Consider the following 22405-nt stretch of genomic DNA (forward strand, 5'->3'; position numbering starts at 1 on the left):
CGGGTATTGGCTAATCTAATCTTCCATGGCCAATACCGTTCTGCGACGCGTTTCGACAGCGCTACTTGTGTTCTTGACAACCACGCCACCATCCTGCGTCCGCACCTCATTGACTCATCGGTGAAGCTCACCCACGCCATTCCGGTTGCATAAAAGGAAAAACACACCCTTTCAGCATCCGCGCTTCGATAACCGTCCCGGAAGATATGCGCAGCATCAAAGAAAGCGCCAACCGACGTAAAATCATTTTCAAAACCCGCCCGAACAGGCCACATATCAGGTTTAATGATACGGTAACAAAACCGTCTCAAAAGCTTAAAAAGGCGAAGTTCGCTTTCAATAAAAATATATATTTTTCAATAACAAAAGAGGTTCACTTCTCTTTTTTCAAAGTTACAATTAAATCGCGCTTACTTGTAAATTTCATCTTCAGATGGTAGGCACAGTACACAGTGTCGACAGACGGTTTCCATCATGTGTTGGTTCTATTCTGCTGACATTACAAGATGTGGAAACGGCGGCCGAAGCCCCGAACCTGTTATGTCTATATCTCCGGTTCGGATGATGTGTCTGCTTTCAGTGCCCTGTTTCGCGCGTTTTCGGCGATATCGCTTCCACGCATTTCTGTTCGGGTCTACTTATGATCGAAAGCAATCCCCAACTCTGCCGCAAGGCGATCAATGATTCTGTTTCAAAAATACAGAAATCCCGGTATTTCGCGAATTCACCGATATTGAAGAAATTTTTGAAGTATATCGTTGATGAAGTACTCGATGGGCGAGCCGACCGTATAAAGTCGTATTCAATCGGTATCGAGGTCTTTAACCGGCCGTCCGATTTCGATGCAGCCGGCGATGCCATCGTGAGAAATACCGCGCGCAGACTACGCGCAGCGCTGGCGGCCTACTATGACAATGAGGGGAGCGACGACACTGTCGTCATCGCGGTTCCCAAAGGATGCTATGTGCCGGAGTTCTCCGTCTGCGACGAACCGTCGGTCGCGCCCGCTGTCGCATTGGAAAGCGAATCCCCCGCTGACGTTTCACCTGCCGACAGTATCACAGCCTTTGCTGTGCGCAGGAACTGGCGGCAAACCGGCTATTACTTGGCGTTGGCTGTTCTGCTTTTGGGAACGGCGTTCGGCGCCAGCGCTTTTGTCATGGCGCACCAAGGGCCCGAGACTGCAACGAACATTATCATGATCGTTGAAAAAACCGATATACGCGACGATCGCTACAAACGGCTGGCTGCGGCCGTTGACGCCCGACTGGCGCCGGCATTGGCGCGAAACGACATTGTTACGCTCGTCACGTCGGATATAGCCGCCCCTCGCGGGCCGGCGACGGTTACGCTGCAAGGTATGATTGTTCCCGGTGACGACGCTCCCCCAAAACTGATGTGGCGTCTTTACGATCACCTGACGGGGGCGTTGATCGCAGCTTCCGGTTATAATTTTCCGTCGAGCACACCAACCGGACGCCAGATAGACTCGGCCACCCGCACGCTCGCGTTTCAGATATTGGGTGAAAATGGCGTCCTGACCCGACAACTCTCAGGGATTGCCGGAGCGCAGAAGACGCGTTCATCATGCCTTTTGCGGTCCAGAACCCTCTACTGGATCTATGATGAAGACCCCGGCTATCAGTTGATAGCGGTGCCTTAAAGAGCTGGTCACCAGCAATCCCAGGGATGCCACGGCATGGGCCGTACTGGGAGCATATTATGCAATCAAGAGCGAAGCTCTCGGACTTCACGGGCATCAGATCCAGGAGCTTCTGGACGCCTCCGAGGAGGCAATCTACAAAGCAGTCTATCTGGCTCCGAACACATATGATGTCGATGTTTCACGCGTTTATTTTCTTTTTGCCCGTAACCGGATTGACGAGTTTGTCTCCCTTTCCGAACATCTTCTGAAGAACCGTCCCGAAGACACGTACCTGCAACTCAATATCGCAAGCAGGCTGATAAGGCTCGGAAAAATAGAAAGACCAACAGAGCTGATCAAGAACGCGATCGACGAGTTGGGATTGAATGTCGGCTATGAGTTTTCCGGACTGGTACTGGCTTCTTATCAAAGCGGGCGTTATGCCGAAGGACTTTCGTTTCTCGAGAAATCCGGCCCGACAGTGACGGGTCTCTCCTCTCTGATCGGAGCAGCAATGCTTTGCAACATCAAAGAGCCCGAACGTGCTGCCCGGACCCTGCAGGAAGTCAGTCCATATGTAATAGGAAATTTTGCGCAGATTTTACGCGCGCGCCACTGGTCCGAGGACATTATAGAAAAGCTGGATTCCGACATCCGCGGGTGCAAAAAAATCCAGCCCATCCTCAAAAACCGTTCGGCAAAGACCTCCCCCCATTCCATCGCATATCATCTGCGATGAACTGCTCTCCAGAATTCCCCATTAACAGGTCAGCACCACCGGGACGATAACAGCTGTTTTAGACTGGAAGATCGATATGGCTGGGGTGGCTGGATTCGAACCAGCGCATGCCGATACCAAAAACCGGTGCCTTACCGCTTGGCTACACCCCAGCATGTTCGCCCGGTCGTGCGACCGATGGAACGACATGCCTCATAGCAAAGCTCTCCGCGGGTCACAACGTCTAAATCAGACCGGTGATTGAGTTTTTTGTGCGGTTGCCCAGCGAAGACGCATCGCACGCACCTTGCTATTTGCCCGCTCGATATCAGATAGGTGTTGGCCACGGCGCGCGATTGCCAGCAAGGAGACGATGATGACAGATACCGATATCGAGCGTGACTTCGACCCGGCCTATGGCCGCGCCGTCAACATTGCCGACGGTGTCGCGCGGCTCACCGCGCAAAACCCCTCCCCCTTCACCGCACATGGCACAAACGGCTATCTCATCGGCAACAAGACATTGACCATCATCGATCCGGGCCCCGATGTCGAAGGCCATCTCGACATCTGGTTGAAGGCGATTGCCGGGCGGCGTGTGGATCACATCGTACTGACCCACACCCATCTCGACCATACGCCGATGGCCCATCGTCTGCGGACGGAAACCGGCGCTCCCGTTGTTGCCTTCGGCCCGCATTGTGCGGCCCGGCCGCTTCACGACGGCGAAACCAACCCCTTTGCCGAGAGTTCGGACACCGACCTGGTGCCGGACCGGAAGATCGGCGACGGCGAACGGCTGGTGGCCGACGGCTTTGTGCTTCAGGCGGTTCACACGCCCGGTCACACGGCCAATCACCTCGCCTTTGCGCTGGAGGGCACGCCGTTTCTGTTTTCCGGCGATCACGTCATGGGCTGGTCGACCACCATTGTCGCGCCGCCGGACGGTTCGATGGGCGATTACATGGCTTCGCTTGAAAAGCTGCTCGCCCGGCCGGAAACCATCTATCTGCCGGGCCATGGCGCCCCGGTGAAGTCGGCCCATGGCTTCGTACGCGGCATTCGCTCGCACCGGCGGATGCGCGAACGCGCCATTGTCGAGCGGCTCAATGCCGGCGACGAAACGATTGCCGAGATGGTGAAGGTGGTCTACCGCACCACCAGTCCGAATCTTCACGGAGCGGCAGCACTTTCCATACTCGCCCATCTGGAAGCACTCGTGGAACGCGGCGCTGTCGAGACCGACGGCCCGCCGCTTGCCGGTGGCCGTTACCGGCTTGCGGGCTGACCGTCGTGCTGCTCTTCGGCCTTGCGAATGGTCGCCTGTGCTGCGGCAAGCCGGGCAGTCGGCACCCTGAACGGCGAGCAGGAGACATAATCGAGCGACAGCCCCTCGCAGAAACGGATTGAAACCGGATCGCCGCCATGCTCGCCGCAAATGCCGACCTGCAGATCCGGCCGGGTCTGCCGTCCGCGCTCGCTTGCAAGCTGCATCAGTTCGCCCACGCCATCGAAATCGAGTGACACAAACGGGTCCCGCTCGATGATGCCCTTCTTCTGATAGGTTCCGAGAAAGCCCGGCGCGTCATCGCGCGAAAGCCCGAAGGTCGTTTGCGTCAGATCGTTGGTGCCAAGCGAAAAGAAGGCCGCCGTTTCCGCAATCTCGTGGGCGCGCAACGCCGCACGCGGCAGCTCGACCATGGTGCCGACGAGATAGGAAATCTCCATACCGCTTTCGGCCATCACCGCATGGGCAACCTCATCGATCCGGGCCTTCACATAGTCAAGTTCGGCCCGCAGGCTGACCAGCGGAACCATGATTTCCGGCACCACCGGCTCGCCGGTTTCCCGCGCGGCGGCAATGGCCGCCTCGAAGATCGCACGCGCCTGCATTTCGGCAATTTCGGGATAGGAAATCGCCAGCCGGCAACCGCGATGCCCAAGCATGGGGTTGAATTCGTGCAGCGCATCAAGCCGGTGACGCAGCGCGTCCGTTTCCATGCCCAGCGCTTCGGCGATATCCTCGACCTCGCCAGCCGTTTTCGGCAGGAATTCGTGAAGCGGCGGATCCAACAGGCGGATCGTCACCGGCAGGCCATGCATGATCGCAAACAGCGCCTCGAAATCGGCACGCTGCATCGGCAAGAGCTGGTCCAGCGCCTGCCGGCGGCCGCCTTCCGTTTCCGCCAGGATCATCCGGCGCATCATGTGAATGCGCTCGCCATCGAAGAACATGTGCTCGGTGCGGCAAAGCCCGATACCCTCCGCGCCGAAATCGCGTGCGGCATGGGCATCTGCCGGCGTATCGGCATTGGTCCTGACCTTCATGCGCCGAACATTATCGGCCCATCCCATCAGCCGCTGGAAATCACCGGAAAGCGCCGGCTTCTGCGTCGGTGCGGCACCTTTCATCACCCGGCCCGTGGCCCCGTCAATGGTTACCGTATCGCCCGGGTGCAACATGGCCCCGCCAAGTCCGTGGAGGATGTTGGCAAACCGGTCGACCCGCATGTTCCCGGCGCCGGTGACGCAGGGCACCCCCATGCCGCGCGCCACCACGGCAGCGTGGCTGGTCATGCCGCCGCGCGTGGTCAAAACGCCGACGGCCGCCGTCATGCCGTGGATATCTTCCGGGCTGGTCTCGGTGCGCACAAGAATGACCTTGCGGCCTTCTGCATGGGCGGAGATTGCGTCCTCGGCCGTAAACACGATCTCGCCGGTAACAGCACCGGGCGAAGCGGGAAGGCCTGAACCGATCTGCGTGCCCTTGTAGCCCGGCTTGATCGTCGGATGCAGCATCTGGTCGAGCGTTGCCGGATCGACGCGGACAATCGCTTCCTCACGCGTGATCAGCCCTTCATCGGCCATATCCATGGCGATCTTCATCGCCGCTCCGGCCGCGCGTTTGCCGGCGCGCGTCTGCAGCATGAACAGCTTGCCGCGCTCGATGGTGAATTCCATGTCCTGCATGTCGCCATAGCGGCGCTCAAGCCGGGCCGAAACGGTTTCAAGCTCCTGAAAGGCCTCCGGCATCAGCTTTTCCAGCGACGGTTTTTCGCCGCCTGCGGCAATGCGCCCGGGCTCAGTCACGCTTTGCGGCGTGCGGATACCGGCAACCACGTCCTCGCCCTGGGCATTGACCAGAAACTCGCCGTAAAGCGCCTTTTCGCCGGTCGAAGGATTGCGGGTGAAGGCAACGCCGGTGGCCGAATCATTGCCGAGATTGCCGAACACCATGGCCTGAATATTGACCGCCGTGCCCCATTCGAAAGGGATGTTGTGCAATGCGCGATAGGTCGTGGCCCGTGCACTGGTCCAGCTTGAGAAAACCGCCGAAATCGCCCCCCAGAGCTGTTCATAGGGGTCCTGCGGAAATGCCTCGCCCAGTTCGTCTTCAAGCAGTTCCTTGTAGCTTGCGACAATGTCTTCCAACTGACCGGCCGTCAGCTGGGTTTCATAGGCGTGGCCAAGTTCGGAAAGCCTTTCCTCCAGCACTTCCTCGAAAAATTCCTGGTCGAGCCCCAGCGCCACATCGGAATACATCTGGATAAAGCGCCGGTAACTGTCCCAGGCAAAGCGCGGATCGCCGGTGTCATCGGCCAGAAGCTGAACCGTTTCATCATTGAGGCCGAGATTGAGGATCGTATCCATCATCCCCGGCATCGAAACGCGCGCGCCCGAACGCACCGACAAAAGCAGCGGATGTTCGCCACGACCAAACAGCTTGCCGGTCGCCTGCTCGACCTGTTTCAGCCCTTCGGCGACCGCGTCCTTCAGTCCTTCGGGAAAGGATTTGCCGTGTTCATAAAAATACAGACAGACATCGGAAACCACCGTCAGCCCGGGCGGCACGGGAAGTCCCATGCGCGACATTTCGGCAAGGCTGGCGCCTTTGCCGCCCAGCCGATCCCGGTCAATCTCGTGTTCGTCCGCCTCACTGAAACCGAAACCGTAAACCCAGTTCGCCATTCATCTGCCCGGTTGCCGGACGGGCCAATGCGCCGCCCGCTTTCACTGTTGTTTTCCGGGACGTTAGAGCATCGGAGCCGAAATGAGAATTGGACAAAAGAGAAAAATCCCGATGGACGCTGCCAAACCGGCTGCCATCAGGCTTCTTCCACCAGTTTTTCCGCCGTTCTCAGGTCCACCGACACAAGCTGCGACACCCCCTGCTCCGCCATGGTCACGCCGAAAAGCCGGTCCATGCGCGCCATGGTGATCGGGTTATGGGTAATCACGATAAAACGGGTATCGGTTGTGGTCGCCATCTCTTCCAGCAGATTGCAGTAGCGCTCGACATTGTGGTCGTCGAGCGGAGCGTCCACCTCGTCGAGCACGCAGATCGGCGCCGGATTGGTGAGGAATACGGCGAAGATCAGCGCCATGGCCGTCAACGCCTGCTCGCCGCCGGACAACAGCGTCATCGTCTGCGGCTTCTTGCCGGGCGGGCGAGCGAGGATTTCGAGACCGGCCTCCAACGGGTCGTCCGATTCGATCAGCTGGAGTTCGGCCATGCCGCCGCCGAAAAGATGGACAAACAGGCGCTGGAACTGATCGTTGACCTCATCGAAGGCGGCCAGCAGACGCTCGCGGCCCTCTCGGTTGAGGTTTTGAATGGCGCCGCGCAGCTTGCGGATGGCGTCCAGAATATCGTCACGCTCGCGCACCAGTTCCTCAAGCTTTCCGGACAGTTCTGCGTGTTCTTCCTCCGCGCGCAGATTGACCGCGCCGAGACGCTCGCGCTCGACCTTCAGCCTTTCCAGCGCGCGCTCCACCGTCAGCGGGTCCGGCAGGTCTTCGTCGGGTGCAAGACCGGTCAGGCGGAAGGCCTCATGCGGGGCAACGTCCAGAACCTCGCCGATACGCGTTTCGGCCGCCTCGCGCCGTTCCCGCGCCGAGACCAGACGTTCTTCCGCCCGGCCCCGTTTTTCGCGCGCTTCGGCCAGATCGGAAAGCGCCTTGGCGGCATGGCGATCGGCCTCGCGCTGGGCTTCTTCCGCTTCGACCAGCCGGTCGGCGGCGTCCTTGCGCGTGTTTTCGGCAGCTTCGAGCTCACGGGTTAGCTGGCGGCGCTTGTCTTCCAGTTCCTCCGGCGCTTCCTCAAGGCCTTCCAGTTCATCGCGCGCATCTTCCTCGCGGCCTTTCAGCGTCGCAATCTGCGCCTGTGCGCCCTTTTCGCGGTTCTGCCAGCTTGTCCGCTCCTGACCGATCGCCACGATCCGGCGCTTGCGGGCATCGTTTTCACGCATCAGCCCATCATGGCGCGCGCGCGCTTCCGCCAGTTCGCCGCGCAGCCGGGCAACCTCGGCGCCCTGCGTGGCAAGGCGTTGTTCCAGCACGGAAAAATCCGGTGCTTCGGCAAGCTGCGCCGCGGTTTCCTCGCTGCGCAGGGCAATATCCTCAAGCTGGGCGGCAAGCTGACTGCGGGTTTCGGTAACAACATCGCGGCGGCGCACCAGTTCGCCCGAGGCGCGCTCAGCCTCGGCAAGGGCGGAACGCGCGTCAGCCACCACCCTACCGGCCATGCGGACGGCCTCTCTGGACGACGACAGCGCGGCTTCAGCGGTGCGCACCTGGTCTGCGGCCTGCTGCTGGCGCTGCTGCGCGTCTTCCAGCATCACCTCCGCCCCGCGCCGTTCATCCTCAAGTGCGGTCAGCCGGTTTTTCTGGGAAAGCCTGAGCGCGGCTGCACTTGGCGCATCCGCTCCCTTCACATAACCGTCCCAGCGGAAAACCGCCCCCTCCTTGGTCACCAGTTCCTGCCCCGGCAACAGGGCATGCATCAATGTTTCGCCCGCATCTTCCTCGACCAGGCCGATCTGTTGCAGCCGCCGCATCACCTCTTGCGGCGCGTCGACCAGTTCGCTCATCGCACGACAGCCATCAGGCAGCGCCGGGTCGCCGAGGCCTGCGCCATTGCCACGCCAGTGCGCCGGCGCTTCGGCCTGCAGCGGCGCTTCCAGATCATCGCCCAGCACGGCACCGAGCGCGGTCTCGAAACCCTGCTCGATGCTCAGCAAATCGGCCAACGGGGTAAAGTCGCCTGCAGCCGCACTGGCCGAAAGCATATTTGCAATGGTCCGCGCCTCGGTCTCGATTTCCGACAGCCTGGCCTTGGCCGTTTCCACCGGCTGGCGGGTCAGCACCTCGTTGCGACGCGCTTCGGCAAGGTTCTCCTCGACTGTTTCCTGCGCGCCGTAGGCGTCTTCCTCGGCGATCTGGGCAGCTTCCAGCGCCTCGCGTTTTTCCGCCGGGTCCGGCAGTGCACCCATGCGCGCCGAAATCGCCTCAAGCTCACTGTCAGCGTCATGGATCTGCTTTTCCAGCCGCGCCCGCCGGTCGGCAAGATCGGCGATCGCGCGCTCAAGCTGGGCGCGGTTGGCGGCAGCTTCGGCGCGCTCGGCCGTCAGCGCATTCAGGCTGTTTTCGCTTTCGGAAAGCCGGGCCGCCGCCTCATCCATGGTTTCGCGGGCCGCGGCAATGTCCTCGCCGGAAAACTCCAGCAATTCGGAAAGCTCAGCCTCTTCGGCGGCAAGCCGCTCGAGAATGGCGCTGTTGTCGGCGATCATTGCCTCTTCGCGGCGGATATCCTCGCCAAGCTGCAACAGCCGGCGCGACAGCTCGTCGCGACGCTGCATCATGCGCGCGGCATCGTCCTCAAGCTGGCGGCGGGCAATCTGCAAACGCTGGAGAAGCGCTGCCGCCTTGACCTCTTCATCGCGCAGTTCCGGCATTTTGAGACCGGCAACGGCCTGGGTCTTGGCCGCTTCCATCTGCTGGTTGGCGCGCTCGGCAACGATTGCGGTCAACTGGTTGAGCGCACTCGTCGCCTCGGCTTCGGCGTTTTTGGCATCCACCCAGCGCAGATGCAGAAGAATGGCATCATGCGCGCGGATATCGGCTGACAGCGCCTTGAAGCGGGTTGCCTGCCGGGTCTGGCGCTTCAGGCTTTCGATCTGGCTTGTAAGCTGTGCGGTAACATCCTCCAGCCGTTCCAGATTGGTCTCGGCGCCGCGCAACCTGAGCTCCGCCTCATGGCGACGGGAATGAAGCCCTGAAATGCCGGCCGCTTCTTCCAGCAGCTGACGGCGGGCCTGCGGCTTGGCCTGGATCAGTTCGCCGATCCGCCCCTGCCCGACCATGGACGGCGAGCGCGCGCCGGTCGAGGCGTCGGCAAACAGAAGCTGCACATCCTTGGCGCGGGCCTCCTTGCCGTTGATGCGGTAGAGCGAGCCCTGCTCGCGGGTGATCCGGCGCGAGACCTGGATTTCATCGCTGTCGTTGAAGGCCGCCGGCGCGGTGCGGTCGGAATTGTCGATATGAAGACCGACCTCGGCGGAATTGCGGGCGGGACGGCTGCCGGATCCTGAAAAGATCACATCGTCCATGCCGGAGGCGCGCATGTTCTTGTAGGAATTTTCTCCCATCACCCAGCGCAGGGCTTCGACTAGATTGGACTTGCCGCAGCCATTGGGACCGACCACCCCTGTCAGCCCCGGGGCGATGATAAAGTCACCGACCTCGACGAAGGATTTGAAACCGACAAGCCGCAGGCGATCGAATTTCATCGCGCATCACCCCGCAAGGGGTATGCAGACGCAAAAAAGCGCGCGCCTTTCCCGGCGCGCGCCCAAAATCGTGCGAACGTAAAATCAAAGCATGCTGTCGATAAGGGCCGACATAGTGTCAACCGACATGTCCCCCGAATACTTCTTGCCATTGATCAGGAAGGTCGGCGTCGCGCTGACCCCGAATTCTTCCGCCCCGCGCTCTCTTACCGTATTTATCTCATCGAGCAGAGTCTGGTCCGTCAAGCAAGCCTGGAAGCTTTCCTGTGTAAAACCGGCCAGTTTCGCCATTTGCAGCATTGCAGCGCTGCCGTCTTCTGCCGTGGCCCAGGTTCTCAGCTGCGAAAACATCATGTCCATGAACGGTACGAACTTGTCGTTCGGGGCGCAGCGGGCCAGCATGAAGGCGGCCATGGCGCGCGGATCGAAGGGAAATTCGCGGAAGATGTAATAGACCTTGCCGGTGTCGATGTAGTTTTCCTTGATCGCCGGAAAGGTTTTTTCCTGGTAGTTGGCGCAGTGCGGGCAGGTCATCGACAGGTATTCGATGATCTTGACCGGCGCATCTTCCTCACCCATCGCGATTTCCGGAAGCGGTCCGGGCTCCAGCGCCTTTTCCATGTCGACATTGCCCTGGGATTCGGGCAATTCGCCACTCTGCGCGAAAGCGGAAGGGGCGAAGGAAAGGCCTGCCACCGCGCTGCCGGCAGCAACGCCCCGCAACAAGGTCCGCTTTGTGATCTCGAATTCAGCCATTTTGGTTACTCTCGTCTGGTTTCCCGTTTCAACTTCACTAGCGATTGGGCGAAAATTGCACAAGCCGGCAAGCCGGCCCACGCTTCAAACATATGTGACTGCCATGCCGGTTTTGCCCCGCATCATATGCCCTTTCTGCCCTTTTTTTGCCGCTTTTCACTCATGACGCCCGCGCCAAGCCGCATGATCGCGGCGCGCAGTTTTTCAGATTCGATGCCCGCAAGCCGCGCCTCAAGGTCGCGCGCTTCGGCTGGCGACAGCTCCGGCGGCTTCTTGCGGTGTCCGCCGGGCGGCTGCACCGGCTTTTGAACCACCTTGATGCGATCGATCGCCGAAAAGCCGAAAAAGCCGTTGACCCGGTGAATGAGTTCGCCCTGCGCATGGGTCAAAAACAGCACCCGCGCGCCTTCGCAGGCAATCGTCAGGCAGCCGGGCCGAAACCCGCCGTCCTCGCTTTCCGAGGGACGTTTCGGCCAGGTGATCTTTTCAGGCCGCGAGAAATCGGCATAGGCTTCGCCGGCAATCTCGTCCCAGGCGCCCAGAAGTGCTGTGGATATGCCCGAGCGGCGCGCAAGGATCGGGTCGATGAGGCTGTTGGCCACATCGGCAATCTGGCTGGCATTTCTCGGGCGGGACGGGCGCATTTTCTTTCCAAACCTTTACAAGGCCGGCAACGATATACGGCAGAAGATGTGCAGACCATAGAGATTTTGTCAGGTATTGAACAGGGATTGATGAAAAAGCGCGCGGGTAATTTTCGCATGCCATGTTGCCCGGTGCCGGACTTCCGCGATAAGCGATGAAGACCCTGCGAAAAATCGCCCGAACACAATTGAATTTCAGGACATCATGGATCACTTCGCCCGAAAGCTTCTCGCCTGGTACGACCGCCACCACCGGGAACTGCCGTGGCGCGTCGGCCCTTCCGACAAGGCGCAGGGCGTCGTGCCCGATCCCTATCATGTCTGGCTTTCGGAAATCATGCTGCAGCAGACCACCGTGCAGGCGGTCAAACCCTATTTCGACAAGTTCCTCACGCGCTGGCCGCGCGTCGCCGATCTCGCCGCCGCCGATACGGATGAAGTGATGGCGGCCTGGGCGGGCCTAGGCTATTATGCGCGCGCGCGCAATCTGAAGAAATGCGCCGAAGTGCTGGCGCGCGACCATGACGGACGTTTTCCCGATACGTTTGAAGGGCTGAAGGCCCTGCCCGGCATCGGCGACTATACCGCTGCAGCGATTGCGGCCATCGCCTTCGACCGGCCGGAAGCCGTTGTCGACGGCAATGTCGAGCGCGTGGTGACACGGCTTTTTGCCATCGAAACGCCACTGCCGACTGCCAAACCGGAGATCAAAACCCGAACGAAGGCGATGACGCCGGCCGAGCGTCCGGGCGATTACGCACAGGCGATGATGGACCTCGGCGCCACGATCTGCACACCGAAACGGCCGGCCTGTGTGCTCTGTCCGTTGCGCGATGACTGCATCGCGCTTTCAAAAGACGACCCGCAGCGTCTTCCGCTGAAGATGCCGAAAGCCGCCCGGCCGGTGCGCTATGGCGCGGCCTTCATCGCGGAAACGCCGGACCAGCGGATCCTGCTGAAGACCCGCGAAAACAAGGGGCTTCTGGGCGGCATGGCCGAGGTGCCGACAACCGGCTGGACGGCCAGGAGCGACGGTGAAACCGGGAAGGACGCCGCCCCGTTTTCGGCGGCATGGACGCCGAAGGGCGAAGTCACGCACGTCTTTACCCATTTCGAACTGAGGCTTGCCATCTGGCATGCGGCTTCGGACGAGCGCCCGGTTACCGGCGGGCGCTGGACGCAAATCACGGCACTTGGTGAGGAAGCACTTCCCAGTGTAATGAAAAAGGCAATCACGCAGGCTATACCCGATGCATTCAAGGCCCGCAGGGAGACATCATGACCACTGAAATCCGCCACATTGTCTACGACATCGGCCATGTGCTGGTGCATTACGACCCGCACGTCCCGTTTTCGCGCATCATTCCGGATCCGGAAAAGCGTGCCCGCTTCTTTGCCGAGGTCTGCACCAATGCCTGGAACCACGAGCAGGACCGCGGCCGCCCATGGCCGGAAGCGGAAGCCGAGGCCATCGCCCGCCATCCGGAAGAAGCCGACAATATCCGCGCCTTCCGCGCCCACTGGGAAGAGATGATCCCTTATTCCTACGAGGATTCGGTGGCGCTCTACCAATCGCTGATCGCTTCGGGGCGGGATGTGACGCTGCTGACCAATTTCGCGGCCGATACATTCCGGGTCTGCCGCACCCGCTATCCGTTTCTTGACGAGGGACGCGGCATCACCGTTTCCGGCGAGATCGGCATGGTCAAACCCGACCGCGAGATTTTCGACCGGCACGCCGAGACCTTCGGTCTGACACCGGAAGCAACGCTGTTCATCGATGACAAGGCGGTCAATGTCGAGGGTGCAAAGGCAGCCGGCTGGAACGCAGTCCGGTTCACCGATGCCGCGACGCTGAAAGCCGATTTTGCCTCTTTCGGCATCACCGTCTGAACCGCGCAAAGCACAACCGGGCCCGGTTGGTGCCGGGCCCGGAAATTGCCGCGTCATGTTCGGAGGTCAGGAACCGAAACGCCGCTACAGGGAACAGATCAACCTTTAAACGAAATTCGTGAACAGTTTCTATATATGGTTGATAAAGTCCTAATATGAACGCTGGCGCGATCAGGCGCCGGCCATTGCCGCGCGGATACGCCCACGAAGACGATCGATCGGATAGCGTTCGCCGCCTTCCTCATAATGCCAGAATGTCCAGCCATTGCAGGCTTCCGCGCCCTGAAGGCGCGCACCGAGGCGATGGATCGAACCGCTGTCTGCGCCGCTTGCCAGCGTGCCGTCTGCCCGGACATAGGCCGTCAGATTTCCCCTGGGCGAGGTCAACCGGTCGCCGGCAGCCAGCAGTCCGCTTTCGATCAGCGACAGGAAGGCCACGCGCGGCAGCGATTTCTTGCTCGGCGTCGGCGCCAGCATTTCGTCGGCCAGCGGCTCGACAGCTTCAATGCGCGCAGTCGCGGCATCGATATAGTCCTGTTCGCGCTCGACGCCGACGAAATGACGACCGAGACGTTTGGCCACCGCGCCGGTGGTGCCGGAGCCGAAGAACGGGTCGAGCACGACATCGCCGGGCTTGGTCGATGACAGGATGATGCGCGACAACAATGCTTCGGGTTTTTGCGTCGGATGCACCTTCTTGCCGTCCTCGCCCTTCAGCCGCTCGCCGCCCGAGCAGATCGGAAACAGCCAGTCCGAGCGCATCTGCACATCGTCATTGGCCGCCTTCATGGCGTCATAGTTGAAGGTATAGCCTTTGGTTTCGGCGTCGGGGCTGGCCCAGATCATCGTCTCATGGGCGTTCTGGAACCGGCGGCCCTTGAAATTCGGCATCGGGTTGGTCTTGCGCCAGACGATATCGTTGAGAATCCAGAAGCCAAGGTCCTGCATCTTGGCGCCGACGCGGAAAATATTGTGATAGGAGCCGATCACCCAGATCGTGCCGTTCGGCTTGAGCACCCGCCGGCAGGCCAGCAGCCATGCGCGGGTAAAGGCGTCATAGGCCTCGAACGATGCAAACCGGTCCCACTCGTCATCGACGGCATCGACCTTCGATTGGTCCGGGCGGTGCAGCACGCCGCCAAGCTGGAGATTATAGGGCGGGTCGGCGAAAATCGCGTCGACCGAATGATCCGGAAGCGCTTCGAGTGCGGCAACGCAATCGCCCTTGAGGATAGTGTCAATCCATTCGGCGCGCTCAGGCGACGCCGCCTTCGTCTTCAGGGCAGTGACCGGAACCATGTGTTACTCGCTTGTACAGGTACTCAACAACTGGTGATTGGCCCGATTCTCGCCTGTTTTGGTTACCAAAGCGTTGAGGCTGGCTGACAAAACGAAAACCTCCGGCCGTCATCAGCCGCCCCTGAGATGTCCCGCGGTCGCAGACCGTGCTTGCAGGTGGGGCGAGACGCGGTTCAGTCGAACGGATGCCGGAGGGTACAATGCATAAGGCAGATCAAATCATAACCATTGGTTATGGATCTAATCACCACCCAACCACTGGACATGGCTGACTACTTGGTTTTCTCTGGCCGGCGACACCAAGCCGACCAGAAAAAGACTCACCGCCTCCATGCAAGAATCAGACACTCAAGCACCCCTCACCCGCAGGACGTTTGTTCTGGGCGCCCTTCCTCTGGCCATGTCCGTTTCGGCATGCGTCTCGACACAGCCCGCCGTGAAGACGCAGCCCGTCGAGGAAACGCCGGAAGCCCGGATTTCCACCCCGCGCAGCCCCGAACGCGATCTGCAATATGCGGCTGTGACGGACGACGGCCACGAAATCCCCGCAGTGCCCTATTGGCAGATGAACCCGCAAATGCTGCGCCAGCGCGTCGAAAACCCAACCGGGGAGCCGCCCGGCACGGTGGTCGTCGACACGCCCTCCCGCTTTCTCTATCTCGTCGAGGACGGTGGCAGCGCCATGCGCTATGGCGTCGGCATCGGGCGAACCGGCTTTTCCTGGGAAGGCGAAGGCGTCATCCACTGGCGGCAACACTGGCCGCGATGGAAGCCGCCGCGTGACATGATCGCGCGCGATCCCGCACTTGAAATCTATTCGGTCGCCAATGGCGGCATGGCGCCGGGGATCATGAACCCGCTGGGCGCACGCGCGCTTTACATCTTTCAAAATGGTCAGGATACGCTTTATCGGCTGCACGGCTCGCCGGAATGGTCTTCGATCGGCAATGCGGTGTCGTCGGGTTGTGTCCGGTTTTTGAATCAGGACGTCATCGACCTTTACGACCGCGTGCCCTACCACGCCCGGATCGTCGTTCGCCAGCAGCCGGTCAGCGTGTAGAACCCTCGAAACGATACCGCCAATCCCGATCAGGAGGACATGACGATCTCGGCTTCGGGTTTTTCCGGCGCATGGGGCACATCGAATCCGCAATTCGGCTCAGCGCTGATGCCGGTGATGCCGCGCAGTCTTGTGATGGCGAAATCGGTGAAGGCCCGCACGACGGGGCGCATGAATTTCGTGGAGGGATAGGTCAATGACGCTGCGATCGGCTTTATCGTGTAATGCGGCAATACCCGCACAAGACGCCCGTCGCGAAGCTCGTCGATGACCTGATTGGTCTGGATTGTGCCGACCCCGCGCCCCGAAAGCAGGCTCTTCAGGAGAACCTGCGCGCTGTTGGTCGTCAGCACCGGCGAAACAGTGACAGTCATCGCCTCGTTTGCGTCGCTGACAAGCTGCAGTTCGTTGCGTTTTTCAAGCACGTTTCTGGTGGCGACCAAAGCGACGTCGCCAAGCTGTTGCGGCGCATCGATGCGCGGGGTGATATCCAGGAATTCCGGCGCCGCGACGAGGATGCGTTGAATCCAGCCAATGCGTCGCGCGATGACATCCTGCCCCTCGATCCTGCCGAAGCGAATGGCGATGTCGAAATTCTCGTGAATGAGATCGACCTGCCTGTTTTCCAGCACCAGTTCGATATTCGTCTGCGGGTGCGCATCCAGAAATTCCATCACGATGGCATGAACATGCTTTTCGCCGATGCAGACCGGCGCATGGACCCGCAAGGGGCCCTCCACCTCGCCATCGTTCAGCCGGACGCCTTCGAGCGCCGCGTCGATCGAGGCCAGGGCATGCCGGCAGGATTCATAGAGTTCGGCCCCCTGGGCCGTCACCCGGACATTTTTGGGCGATCGCTCCAGAAGGCGCGCGTTCAGGCGGGCTTCAAGGTTTCGGATATGTTTCGTCACCGCCGGCTGGGAAATGCCCAGATCGCGGGCGGCGGCGGTGATCGATTCGCGCTCGACGGTGCGAACGAACGCCTTGAGGGCTGCATTGATGTCCATCGATAACGCTCTGTTATGGCAGTTACCGAACCATAACGAATAGGTCATTCACAAACAAATGCTTTGATCCGGTTTTAAAACCCCGCGATCTGCATCTCGGGGACAGACCGGCAAACGCTGCGGAAATGCCGCGGGCGACGACGTCCGGAAAAACCCTTCATGAACGGGTGACCTACCCCCAGAACGCAGGCACCGTCTCTTCCAGACGCGGACCGAGCCTGAGCGGCGCGATCTTTTCAGCCAGCCCCGTCGTATCGGATATTTCGACGCCGACGCCGCAGATGGTCGCCGGGCCGGAGGCAGCTTCGAAGCGGGATTTGTTCATCTTGGACACGAAACGAGAAAGCGGTTCTTCCTTGTCCATGCCAAGCGAGGAATCGTAATCGCCGCACATGCCGGCATCCGACATATAGGCGGTGCCGCCATTCAGGATCTGGCAATCAGCGGTCGGCACATGGGTGTGGGTGCCGACGACGAGGCTGGCGCGGCCGTCAACGAAATGGCCGAAGGCCTGTTTCTCGCTGGTGGCTTCCGCGTGGAAATCGAAGATGATGGCGTCGACCTGATCCTTGAGCTGGCAGGCCCCGAGAATATCCTCACCCGCCTTGAAGGGGTCGTCGAGCTCGGGATGCATGAACACACGGCCCATGATGTTCGCCACCAGCACGCGCGCGCCGTTCCTGGCATAATGAATGCTCGAGCCCCGGCCCGGCGTGCCGGCCGGATAGTTCGCAGGGCGCAGGAACTGCTCATGCCGGTCGGCGAAGATGACCGCATCCTTCTGGTCCCAGACATGATTGCCGGTGGTCACAACATCGGCGCCGGCATTGATGGTTTCCTGAAAGATGGTTTCGGTGATGCCGAAGCCGCCGGCGGCGTTCTCGCCGTTGACGATGACGAAATCGAGATTCAGATCGCTGATCAGCCCCGGCAGGCGATCCCAGACCGCCCTGCGCCCCGTCTTGCCGACCATATCCCCGAGAAAAAGCAAACGCATTGAAAATTCCGTTTCCAGCCGCATCGTCGCAGTCAAAAGCGACAGAGGGTCTGCGGCAAAGTGGTGATGGTGTTGCTGCCCCCTTTAGAGCGTTTCAGACTGAAATGGAAACAGTTCTGTTTGCCCAAACCGGTCATTCCACGCGAAGAAGCCCGCGCGGCATAGCCATAGCTATGGCGAAGGGCTTCGACAAAGTGGAGGGCCGGTTTCGGCAAACCCTGAAGGGCGGCATGAATTTGCGCCATTACCGGCGGTCTTCGGCTTGGACATAGCTTCGGCTATGCCCTGCGCCAAAGCCCTTGATCCCGGCGCAAATTCCTTGCCGCAGAACGATTCCATTTCAGTCTGAAACGCTCTAGCGCGGCACGGCGGCTATGGAAATAAATTAATCCGGTTTCGCACCATCGCCTCAGGTCGTCGGCGGCTCCAGATGTATTTCCCCGTCTTCCACCACTTCCATGATCGTCCTTGTTCCACCGTCGGTCACGATGCCGAACAGCCGCTGGTCATGCGGCTCGGAGGGAATTCTGCGGGCTTCCTGGATGGCGTAGGCCGGCGCGATCAGACGCGGACGCTTTCCCCTGGCTGCAAGATCGGCAACGGCACGGTCATAATGGCCGGCACCATAGCCGAGGCGGTTTCCGGTGCCATCGAAACCGACAAGGGGAATCAGAATGATTTCGGGATCGACCGCCTCGGCCGTCTCCGGCGGCGCAAGCGTACCGAAACCGGATTTCACCAGATCGTCACCGGTTTTATAAGCCCGAAAAACAATGGTCTCACGGTCAATGACGGCAGGAAGGCAGAGCTTGCCGCCCGCCTTTTCGATTTCACGCATCGCCGGGCGCGGATCGAATTCGCTCTTGATCGGCCAGTATCCGGCAACGGTCATGCCTTCGAACGCTGTAAACAGTTCTTCGAGTTCGTGCATGATGCGCTTGTCGCGCTTCTTGCGTTCCTTTTCGCTCAAGCTGTCGCGCCGGGACAGAAGAACCTTGCGAAGATCGGATTTGGTTTCATCAGGACGGGAAAAATAGGCTTCCAGAAACTCGCCGGAGCCCCCCGTCAACCGCAAAAAGAAACGTCTCAGCATAAAGAAACCTGAATTATAAAGCCGGTCCACGGCGACCGATGGAATCGGTTGGATCCTGGGCGCCTACAGAAGTAGGTGGGCGCCATATAACCAAGCCCACGGGCGAGGTCAGGGACAGCTCCCTTAGGATCGAGTAAGGCCCCGGGGATTCGAAGATTCCTGTCGTGAAGCGCAGACCGTAGCTCCTATATAGCGTTCCACCCTTCCACCTGCCAGAGGGAAAAAGATGTCAGCGAAACGATTTTCTTCAATCTTCCGGAGAGTTTGCCCGAAAGCCCGAAAAACCGGTCACTTGTCAACGCCGGACACTTTTGCCGAAAGGCTCGACAGCCGCCCGGCAAGATTTTCCAGAACCGCCGCCATTTCGTCGTCATGGGCTGCACGCGCACTGTCGGCGGAGCCGGCCTTGGCGCGCAGGTCTTCCAGTTCGGCGGCATTGGCATCTACCAGTGTCTGCAGATCATGAAGCTCATCCATGATCATGATCCCGGCCATCACCGTCAGCCTGAGATCACCGATCTCGCCGAACTGCCCGCGCAGATTGCTGATATAGGAATCGAACCGGGCTGCAAGATCGACCAGGTGGTCCTCCTGCCCCTCTTCGCAGGCCATACGGTAGGCCTTGCCATCGATGTTGACGGTGACTTGCGCCATCTGCCCTGTTCCTTCCGGCCTATTTCTCGTGATCGAGAACCGAGCGGATTGTCTCCATGGCCGTCACCAGCCTGCGGGAGACCTCACGGTTCACCTCTTCCAGCCGGTTGGCCCGAAACTGCGCCTGGTCGAGTTCGCGCGCAAGGCCTGCGCGGTCCTCGTGGACAATCCGCACCTCGTTTTCGAGATCCTCGCGGTTCTGAAGCTTTTCCGCACGGGCATCGACGGCATTTTCGAGGCCCGAAAGAGCGTTTTCAAGCGCCTGAAGCGCGTTTTCAAGCCGTCCCGTTTCTGCCACTACTGCCTTCCTCCCGAAATAGAGAGACGCGCACTGCTTGAGCCACCGATACGCTCACCACCATACGGTGCAAAATGCGCTTTTCGAATCGTCAAGATGCCCGAAAATTCATTATGATCTTAGGGAGAGTTAACAGCCGAGGTCAACTGAGACCGGTGGTTGTCAAGTGGAAATTTAAGGACTGTTCCCCGACCGGCCCAAACGCCGCCGGTTTTGTTAAAAAGCGCTTCATTGCGGCCGCCGGACTGACCGTCGATTTGTCATAAAACAATGTAACCCGATGAAAATTCCTCTATCAATCGATTTAGCGAACGGATAAACGCAGAAATGAGACACGATATACACCATATTGCCTCATGGCGGGTTAAGCTGTGGCAGGCCCATTTGAAATGGTGTAGTGTCCACGCGTTTTCGGGCTCGAGGCCCATCGAGGCGCTTTCAAATTTGCCGCCTTGATTGGTTCGGGTAACACTGTAATTTAACCGGCAGCACTGCCGACTGGCCTGACGGCCGGTACTTCCAACGACCAACGTAATCCCTCAGAATCAAGAAAAGCGAAGAACACATGACTTCTCTTGAAAAACACAACCGGATGGCCAACGCGATCCGTTTCCTCTCCATGGACGCCGTACAGAAAGCCAATTCGGGACATCCCGGACTGCCGATGGGCGCGGCCGATGTCGCAACGGTGCTGTTCACGCGGTTCATGCGTTTCGATCCCAAGAACCCGAACTGGCCCAACCGCGACCGCTTCGTGCTTTCGGCCGGCCACGGCTCCATGCTGCTTTATTCGCTGCTCTACCTCCTCGGCTACGAGGACATGACGCTCGAAGACCTGAAGAATTTCCGCCAGCTCGGCTCCAAGACCGCCGGTCACCCGGAATACGGCCATGCCTCCGGCATCGAGACCACCACCGGCCCGCTCGGCCAGGGCATTGCCAATGCCGTCGGCATGGCGATCGCCGAGCGCAAGCTTGCCGACGAGTTCGGCGGCGAGCTGATGGATCACTACACCTATGCGCTTTGCGGCGACGGGTGCCTGATGGAAGGTATCAGCCAGGAAGCGATCACGCTTGCCGGCCACCTGAAGCTTTCCAAGCTGATCCTGTTCTGGGACAACAACTCGATCACCATCGACGGCGCCGTCTCGCTTGCCGATTCGACCGACCAGCATGCCCGTTTCCGCGCGGCCAACTGGCACACGATCGACATTGACGGCCACAACCCGGATGAAGTCGCCGCGGCAATCGAGGAAGCGCAGAAATCCGACAAGCCGACGATGATCGCCTGCAAGACGACCATTGGTTACGGTGCACCGAAAAAGGCCGGCACCAACAAGGCCCATGGTTCGCCGCTCGGTGATGAGGAAATCGCTGAAACGCGCAAGGCGCTCGGCTGGGAATACGCCCCCTTCGAACTGCCGGAAGACATTCTGGACGCATGGCGCGTTGCCGGTCTGCGTTCCACCAAGACACGTGTCGAGTGGGAAGAGCGCCTGAAAGGCACCAAGACCGAAATCAAGGCCGAGTTCAACCGCCGCTTTGCCGGCGAACTGCCCGGCTCCTTCGACCGCACAGTTCAGAAGTACAAGCAGCAGCTTGCCGATGAGAAGCCGACGCTGGCCTCGCGCAAGTCTTCGCAGAACGCGCTCGAAGTCATCAATGGTGCGATTCCGGAAACCATCGGCGGCTCTGCCGACCTGACCGGATCGAACAACACCAATACCAGCCAGACGCCGTCGATCACGCCTGATGATTTCTCCGGCCGGTTCATCCACTGGGGTATTCGCGAGCATGCCATGGCGGCAGCCATGAACGGCATCGCGCTTCACGGCGGGCTGATCCCCTATTCCGGCGGCTTCCTGATCTTCTCGGATTATTGCCGCACCTCGGTGCGCCTTGCCGCGCTGATGGGCATCCGGGTCATCCATGTGTGGACGCATGATTCGATCGGCGTCGGCGAAGACGGCCCGACCCATGAACCGGTCGAGCAGATGGCATCGCTGCGGGCCATTCCGGGCCTCCAGATGTTCCGTCCGGCAGACGCCATGGAGACGGCGGAATGCTGGCAGCTTGCGCTGGAAAGTGCGCATGCCCCCTCGGGCATTGCGCTCACCCGCCAGAACCTGCCGGCCGTTCGTCTCGATTATAACGAGAAGAACCTTTGCGCCACCGGTGCTTACGATCTGATCCCGGCCAATGAAGCCGAAGTCACGATCTTTGCCTCCGGCTCGGAAGTTGGCCTGGCCGTCGAAGCGCAGAAGACGCTTGACGGCAAGGGTATTTCCACCCGCGTGGTTTCCGTGCCCTGCATGGAGCTGTTCTTCGAGCAGCCGGAAGACTATCAGAAGGCCATCATCGGTAATTCGCCGATCAAGGTCGGCGTCGAGGCCGCGATCCGCATGGGCTGGGATTCCTTCATCGGCACAGACGGCATCTTCATCGGCATGGACGGTTACGGCGCATCCGGCAAGGGCGCCGACCTGTTCAAGCATTTCGGCATCACCGCCGAAGCGATTGTCGAAGCGGTCGAAAAGAAGCGCGCATAAGCGGCTAACCATGAATGAATTGAGCGGCCCGGTTTTAAAGCCGGGCCGTCTCGTGCCGAAAATGACTGCATTTCGCCAGACGAATGCTGAATTTCCGGCAAAAAAGGCTTATATCAGGGCTGCCAGCTTACCGGTGCGCAATGGCCGATGCGCTCGCAGTCCAAAAGAGGTTGCCCTGCCGCAATTGAATGTCATCCGGCGGCTTTGGGTTTTGTAAGAATCTAC

The 22405-nt window shown here is 60.0% G+C and carries 19 protein-coding genes, 1 tRNA gene and 1 other RNA gene; 8 read left to right on the top strand and 13 right to left on the bottom strand.

From position 1 onward, the window contains the following. Positions 1-640: 640 nt before the first annotated feature. Both ABID12_RS03200 and ABID12_RS03205 read left to right on the top strand, forming a co-directional pair. Positions 641-1663 (top strand): hypothetical protein, encoded by a 1023-nt coding sequence (locus ABID12_RS03200; protein ID WP_354433077.1) that lies wholly within the window; start codon positions 641-643, stop codon positions 1661-1663. 364 nt (positions 1664-2027) lie between these two features. After that, a complete protein-coding gene (locus ABID12_RS03205) occupies positions 2028-2384 on the top strand; it encodes a hypothetical protein (protein WP_354433078.1) in 357 nt (118 codons plus the stop codon). Between the two features lie 77 nt (positions 2385-2461). Here ABID12_RS03205 and ABID12_RS03210 read toward each other — a convergent pair. Then, positions 2462-2536 (bottom strand) — tRNA-Gln (locus ABID12_RS03210). Positions 2537-2739: 203 nt separating this feature from the next. On the opposite strand from ABID12_RS03210, the gene ABID12_RS03215 reads away from it, so the two are divergent. Further along, the gene (locus ABID12_RS03215) at positions 2740-3651 is read left to right on the top strand and encodes an MBL fold metallo-hydrolase (protein ID WP_354433079.1); all 912 of its coding nucleotides are present in this window, start codon (positions 2740-2742) and stop codon (positions 3649-3651) included. On the opposite strand, the gene ppdK is transcribed toward ABID12_RS03215, so the two are convergent. The 4 genes from ppdK to ABID12_RS03235 form a co-directional block, all read right to left on the bottom strand. Further along, complete coding sequence (gene ppdK / locus ABID12_RS03220) at positions 3633-6332, bottom strand: pyruvate, phosphate dikinase (protein ID WP_354433080.1); 2700 nt, start codon at positions 6330-6332, stop codon at positions 3633-3635. The two genes, ABID12_RS03215 and ppdK, sit on opposite strands and share 19 nt — an antisense overlap. 137 nt (positions 6333-6469) lie before the next feature. Next, positions 6470-9931: a chromosome segregation SMC family protein gene (locus ABID12_RS03225; RefSeq protein ID WP_354433081.1), complete on the bottom strand. Its 3462-nt coding sequence runs from the start codon at positions 9929-9931 to the stop codon at positions 6470-6472. A gap of 84 nt (positions 9932-10015) precedes the next feature. Continuing rightward, the gene (locus tag ABID12_RS03230) at positions 10016-10687 is read right to left on the bottom strand and encodes a DsbA family protein (RefSeq protein ID WP_106312654.1); all 672 of its coding nucleotides are present in this window, start codon (positions 10685-10687) and stop codon (positions 10016-10018) included. 122 nt (positions 10688-10809) lie between these two features. Further along, positions 10810-11331, bottom strand: coding sequence for a DUF721 domain-containing protein (locus ABID12_RS03235; RefSeq protein ID WP_354433082.1), 522 nt, complete (start codon positions 11329-11331; stop codon positions 10810-10812). Positions 11332-11536: 205 nt separating this feature from the next. On the opposite strand from ABID12_RS03235, the gene mutY reads away from it, so the two are divergent. Further along, positions 11537-12613 carry an A/G-specific adenine glycosylase gene (gene mutY, locus ABID12_RS03240; RefSeq protein WP_354433083.1) on the top strand — a complete coding sequence of 359 codons (1077 nt, stop codon included), beginning with the start codon at positions 11537-11539 and terminating at the stop codon, positions 12611-12613. Next, a complete protein-coding gene (locus ABID12_RS03245; RefSeq protein WP_354433084.1) occupies positions 12610-13224 on the top strand; it encodes an HAD family hydrolase in 615 nt (204 codons plus the stop codon). Before mutY ends, ABID12_RS03245 begins: the two co-directional genes overlap by 4 nt. Before the next feature lie 171 nt (positions 13225-13395). On the opposite strand, the gene ABID12_RS03250 is transcribed toward ABID12_RS03245, so the two are convergent. Beyond that, positions 13396-14523 carry a site-specific DNA-methyltransferase gene (locus tag ABID12_RS03250; RefSeq protein ID WP_354433085.1) on the bottom strand — a complete coding sequence of 376 codons (1128 nt, stop codon included), beginning with the start codon at positions 14521-14523 and terminating at the stop codon, positions 13396-13398. 331 nt (positions 14524-14854) lie between these two features. On the opposite strand from ABID12_RS03250, the gene ABID12_RS03255 reads away from it, so the two are divergent. After that, positions 14855-15583 carry a L,D-transpeptidase gene (locus ABID12_RS03255; RefSeq protein ID WP_354433086.1) on the top strand — a complete coding sequence of 243 codons (729 nt, stop codon included), beginning with the start codon at positions 14855-14857 and terminating at the stop codon, positions 15581-15583. A gap of 29 nt (positions 15584-15612) precedes the next feature. Here the strand turns inward: ABID12_RS03255 and ABID12_RS03260 are convergent, their stop codons facing one another. From ABID12_RS03260 to ABID12_RS03290, 7 genes are all read right to left on the bottom strand, one after another. Continuing rightward, complete coding sequence (locus ABID12_RS03260; RefSeq protein ID WP_354433087.1) at positions 15613-16590, bottom strand: LysR family transcriptional regulator; 978 nt, start codon at positions 16588-16590, stop codon at positions 15613-15615. 172 nt (positions 16591-16762) lie between these two features. After that, positions 16763-17587, bottom strand: coding sequence for a TIGR00282 family metallophosphoesterase (locus tag ABID12_RS03265; protein ID WP_354433088.1), 825 nt, complete (start codon positions 17585-17587; stop codon positions 16763-16765). Between the two features lie 32 nt (positions 17588-17619). Beyond that, positions 17620-17832 carry a hypothetical protein gene (locus ABID12_RS03270; protein WP_354433089.1) on the bottom strand — a complete coding sequence of 71 codons (213 nt, stop codon included), beginning with the start codon at positions 17830-17832 and terminating at the stop codon, positions 17620-17622. Positions 17833-17996: 164 nt separating this feature from the next. Then, positions 17997-18680: a 5-formyltetrahydrofolate cyclo-ligase gene (locus ABID12_RS03275; RefSeq protein WP_354433090.1), complete on the bottom strand. Its 684-nt coding sequence runs from the start codon at positions 18678-18680 to the stop codon at positions 17997-17999. A gap of 19 nt (positions 18681-18699) precedes the next feature. After that, positions 18700-18861, bottom strand: a non-coding RNA gene (gene ssrS, locus ABID12_RS03280) — 6S RNA. A 107-nt stretch (positions 18862-18968) separates the two neighbouring features. Then, on the bottom strand, positions 18969-19334 hold the full coding sequence (locus tag ABID12_RS03285; protein ID WP_319519320.1) for a cell division protein ZapA: 366 nt from the start codon (positions 19332-19334) through the stop codon (positions 18969-18971). 19 nt (positions 19335-19353) lie between these two features. Then, positions 19354-19632, bottom strand: a complete 279-nt coding sequence (locus ABID12_RS03290) for a DUF4164 domain-containing protein (protein WP_106311417.1) — start codon at positions 19630-19632, stop codon at positions 19354-19356. 565 nt (positions 19633-20197) lie between these two features. Between ABID12_RS03290 and tkt the strand changes: the two genes are divergently transcribed. Then, on the top strand, positions 20198-22180 hold the full coding sequence (tkt, locus tag ABID12_RS03295; RefSeq protein ID WP_354433091.1) for a transketolase: 1983 nt from the start codon (positions 20198-20200) through the stop codon (positions 22178-22180). Positions 22181-22190: 10 nt separating this feature from the next. Then, positions 22191-22397, top strand: coding sequence for a hypothetical protein (locus ABID12_RS03300; RefSeq protein WP_146132366.1), 207 nt, complete (start codon positions 22191-22193; stop codon positions 22395-22397). Positions 22398-22405 lie beyond the last annotated feature (8 nt).

This window comes from Martelella mangrovi, assembly GCF_040545495.1.
GTDB classification, from domain to species: domain Bacteria; phylum Pseudomonadota; class Alphaproteobacteria; order Rhizobiales; family Rhizobiaceae; genus Martelella; species Martelella mangrovi.

Coding starts and splice junctions, on each gene's coding strand:
- ABID12_RS03200 (WP_354433077.1), top strand. CDS start 641: ATGATCGAAAGCAATCCCCAACTCTGCCGCAAGGCGATCAATGATTCT.
- ABID12_RS03215 (WP_354433079.1), top strand. CDS start 2,740: ATGACAGATACCGATATCGAGCGTGACTTCGACCCGGCCTATGGCCGC.
- ppdK (WP_354433080.1), bottom strand. CDS start 6,332: ATGGCGAACTGGGTTTACGGTTTCGGTTTCAGTGAGGCGGACGAACAC.
- ABID12_RS03225 (WP_354433081.1), bottom strand. CDS start 9,931: ATGAAATTCGATCGCCTGCGGCTTGTCGGTTTCAAATCCTTCGTCGAG.
- ABID12_RS03230 (WP_106312654.1), bottom strand. CDS start 10,687: ATGGCTGAATTCGAGATCACAAAGCGGACCTTGTTGCGGGGCGTTGCT.
- ABID12_RS03235 (WP_354433082.1), bottom strand. CDS start 11,331: ATGCGCCCGTCCCGCCCGAGAAATGCCAGCCAGATTGCCGATGTGGCC.
- mutY (WP_354433083.1), top strand. CDS start 11,537: ATGGATCACTTCGCCCGAAAGCTTCTCGCCTGGTACGACCGCCACCAC.
- ABID12_RS03245 (WP_354433084.1), top strand. CDS start 12,610: ATGACCACTGAAATCCGCCACATTGTCTACGACATCGGCCATGTGCTG.
- ABID12_RS03250 (WP_354433085.1), bottom strand. CDS start 14,523: ATGGTTCCGGTCACTGCCCTGAAGACGAAGGCGGCGTCGCCTGAGCGC.
- ABID12_RS03255 (WP_354433086.1), top strand. CDS start 14,855: ATGCAAGAATCAGACACTCAAGCACCCCTCACCCGCAGGACGTTTGTT.
- ABID12_RS03260 (WP_354433087.1), bottom strand. CDS start 16,590: ATGGACATCAATGCAGCCCTCAAGGCGTTCGTTCGCACCGTCGAGCGC.
- ABID12_RS03265 (WP_354433088.1), bottom strand. CDS start 17,587: ATGCGTTTGCTTTTTCTCGGGGATATGGTCGGCAAGACGGGGCGCAGG.
- ABID12_RS03270 (WP_354433089.1), bottom strand. CDS start 17,832: ATGGCGCAAATTCATGCCGCCCTTCAGGGTTTGCCGAAACCGGCCCTC.
- ABID12_RS03275 (WP_354433090.1), bottom strand. CDS start 18,680: ATGCTGAGACGTTTCTTTTTGCGGTTGACGGGGGGCTCCGGCGAGTTT.
- ABID12_RS03285 (WP_319519320.1), bottom strand. CDS start 19,334: ATGGCGCAAGTCACCGTCAACATCGATGGCAAGGCCTACCGTATGGCC.
- tkt (WP_354433091.1), top strand. CDS start 20,198: ATGACTTCTCTTGAAAAACACAACCGGATGGCCAACGCGATCCGTTTC.
- ABID12_RS03300 (WP_146132366.1), top strand. CDS start 22,191: ATGAATGAATTGAGCGGCCCGGTTTTAAAGCCGGGCCGTCTCGTGCCG.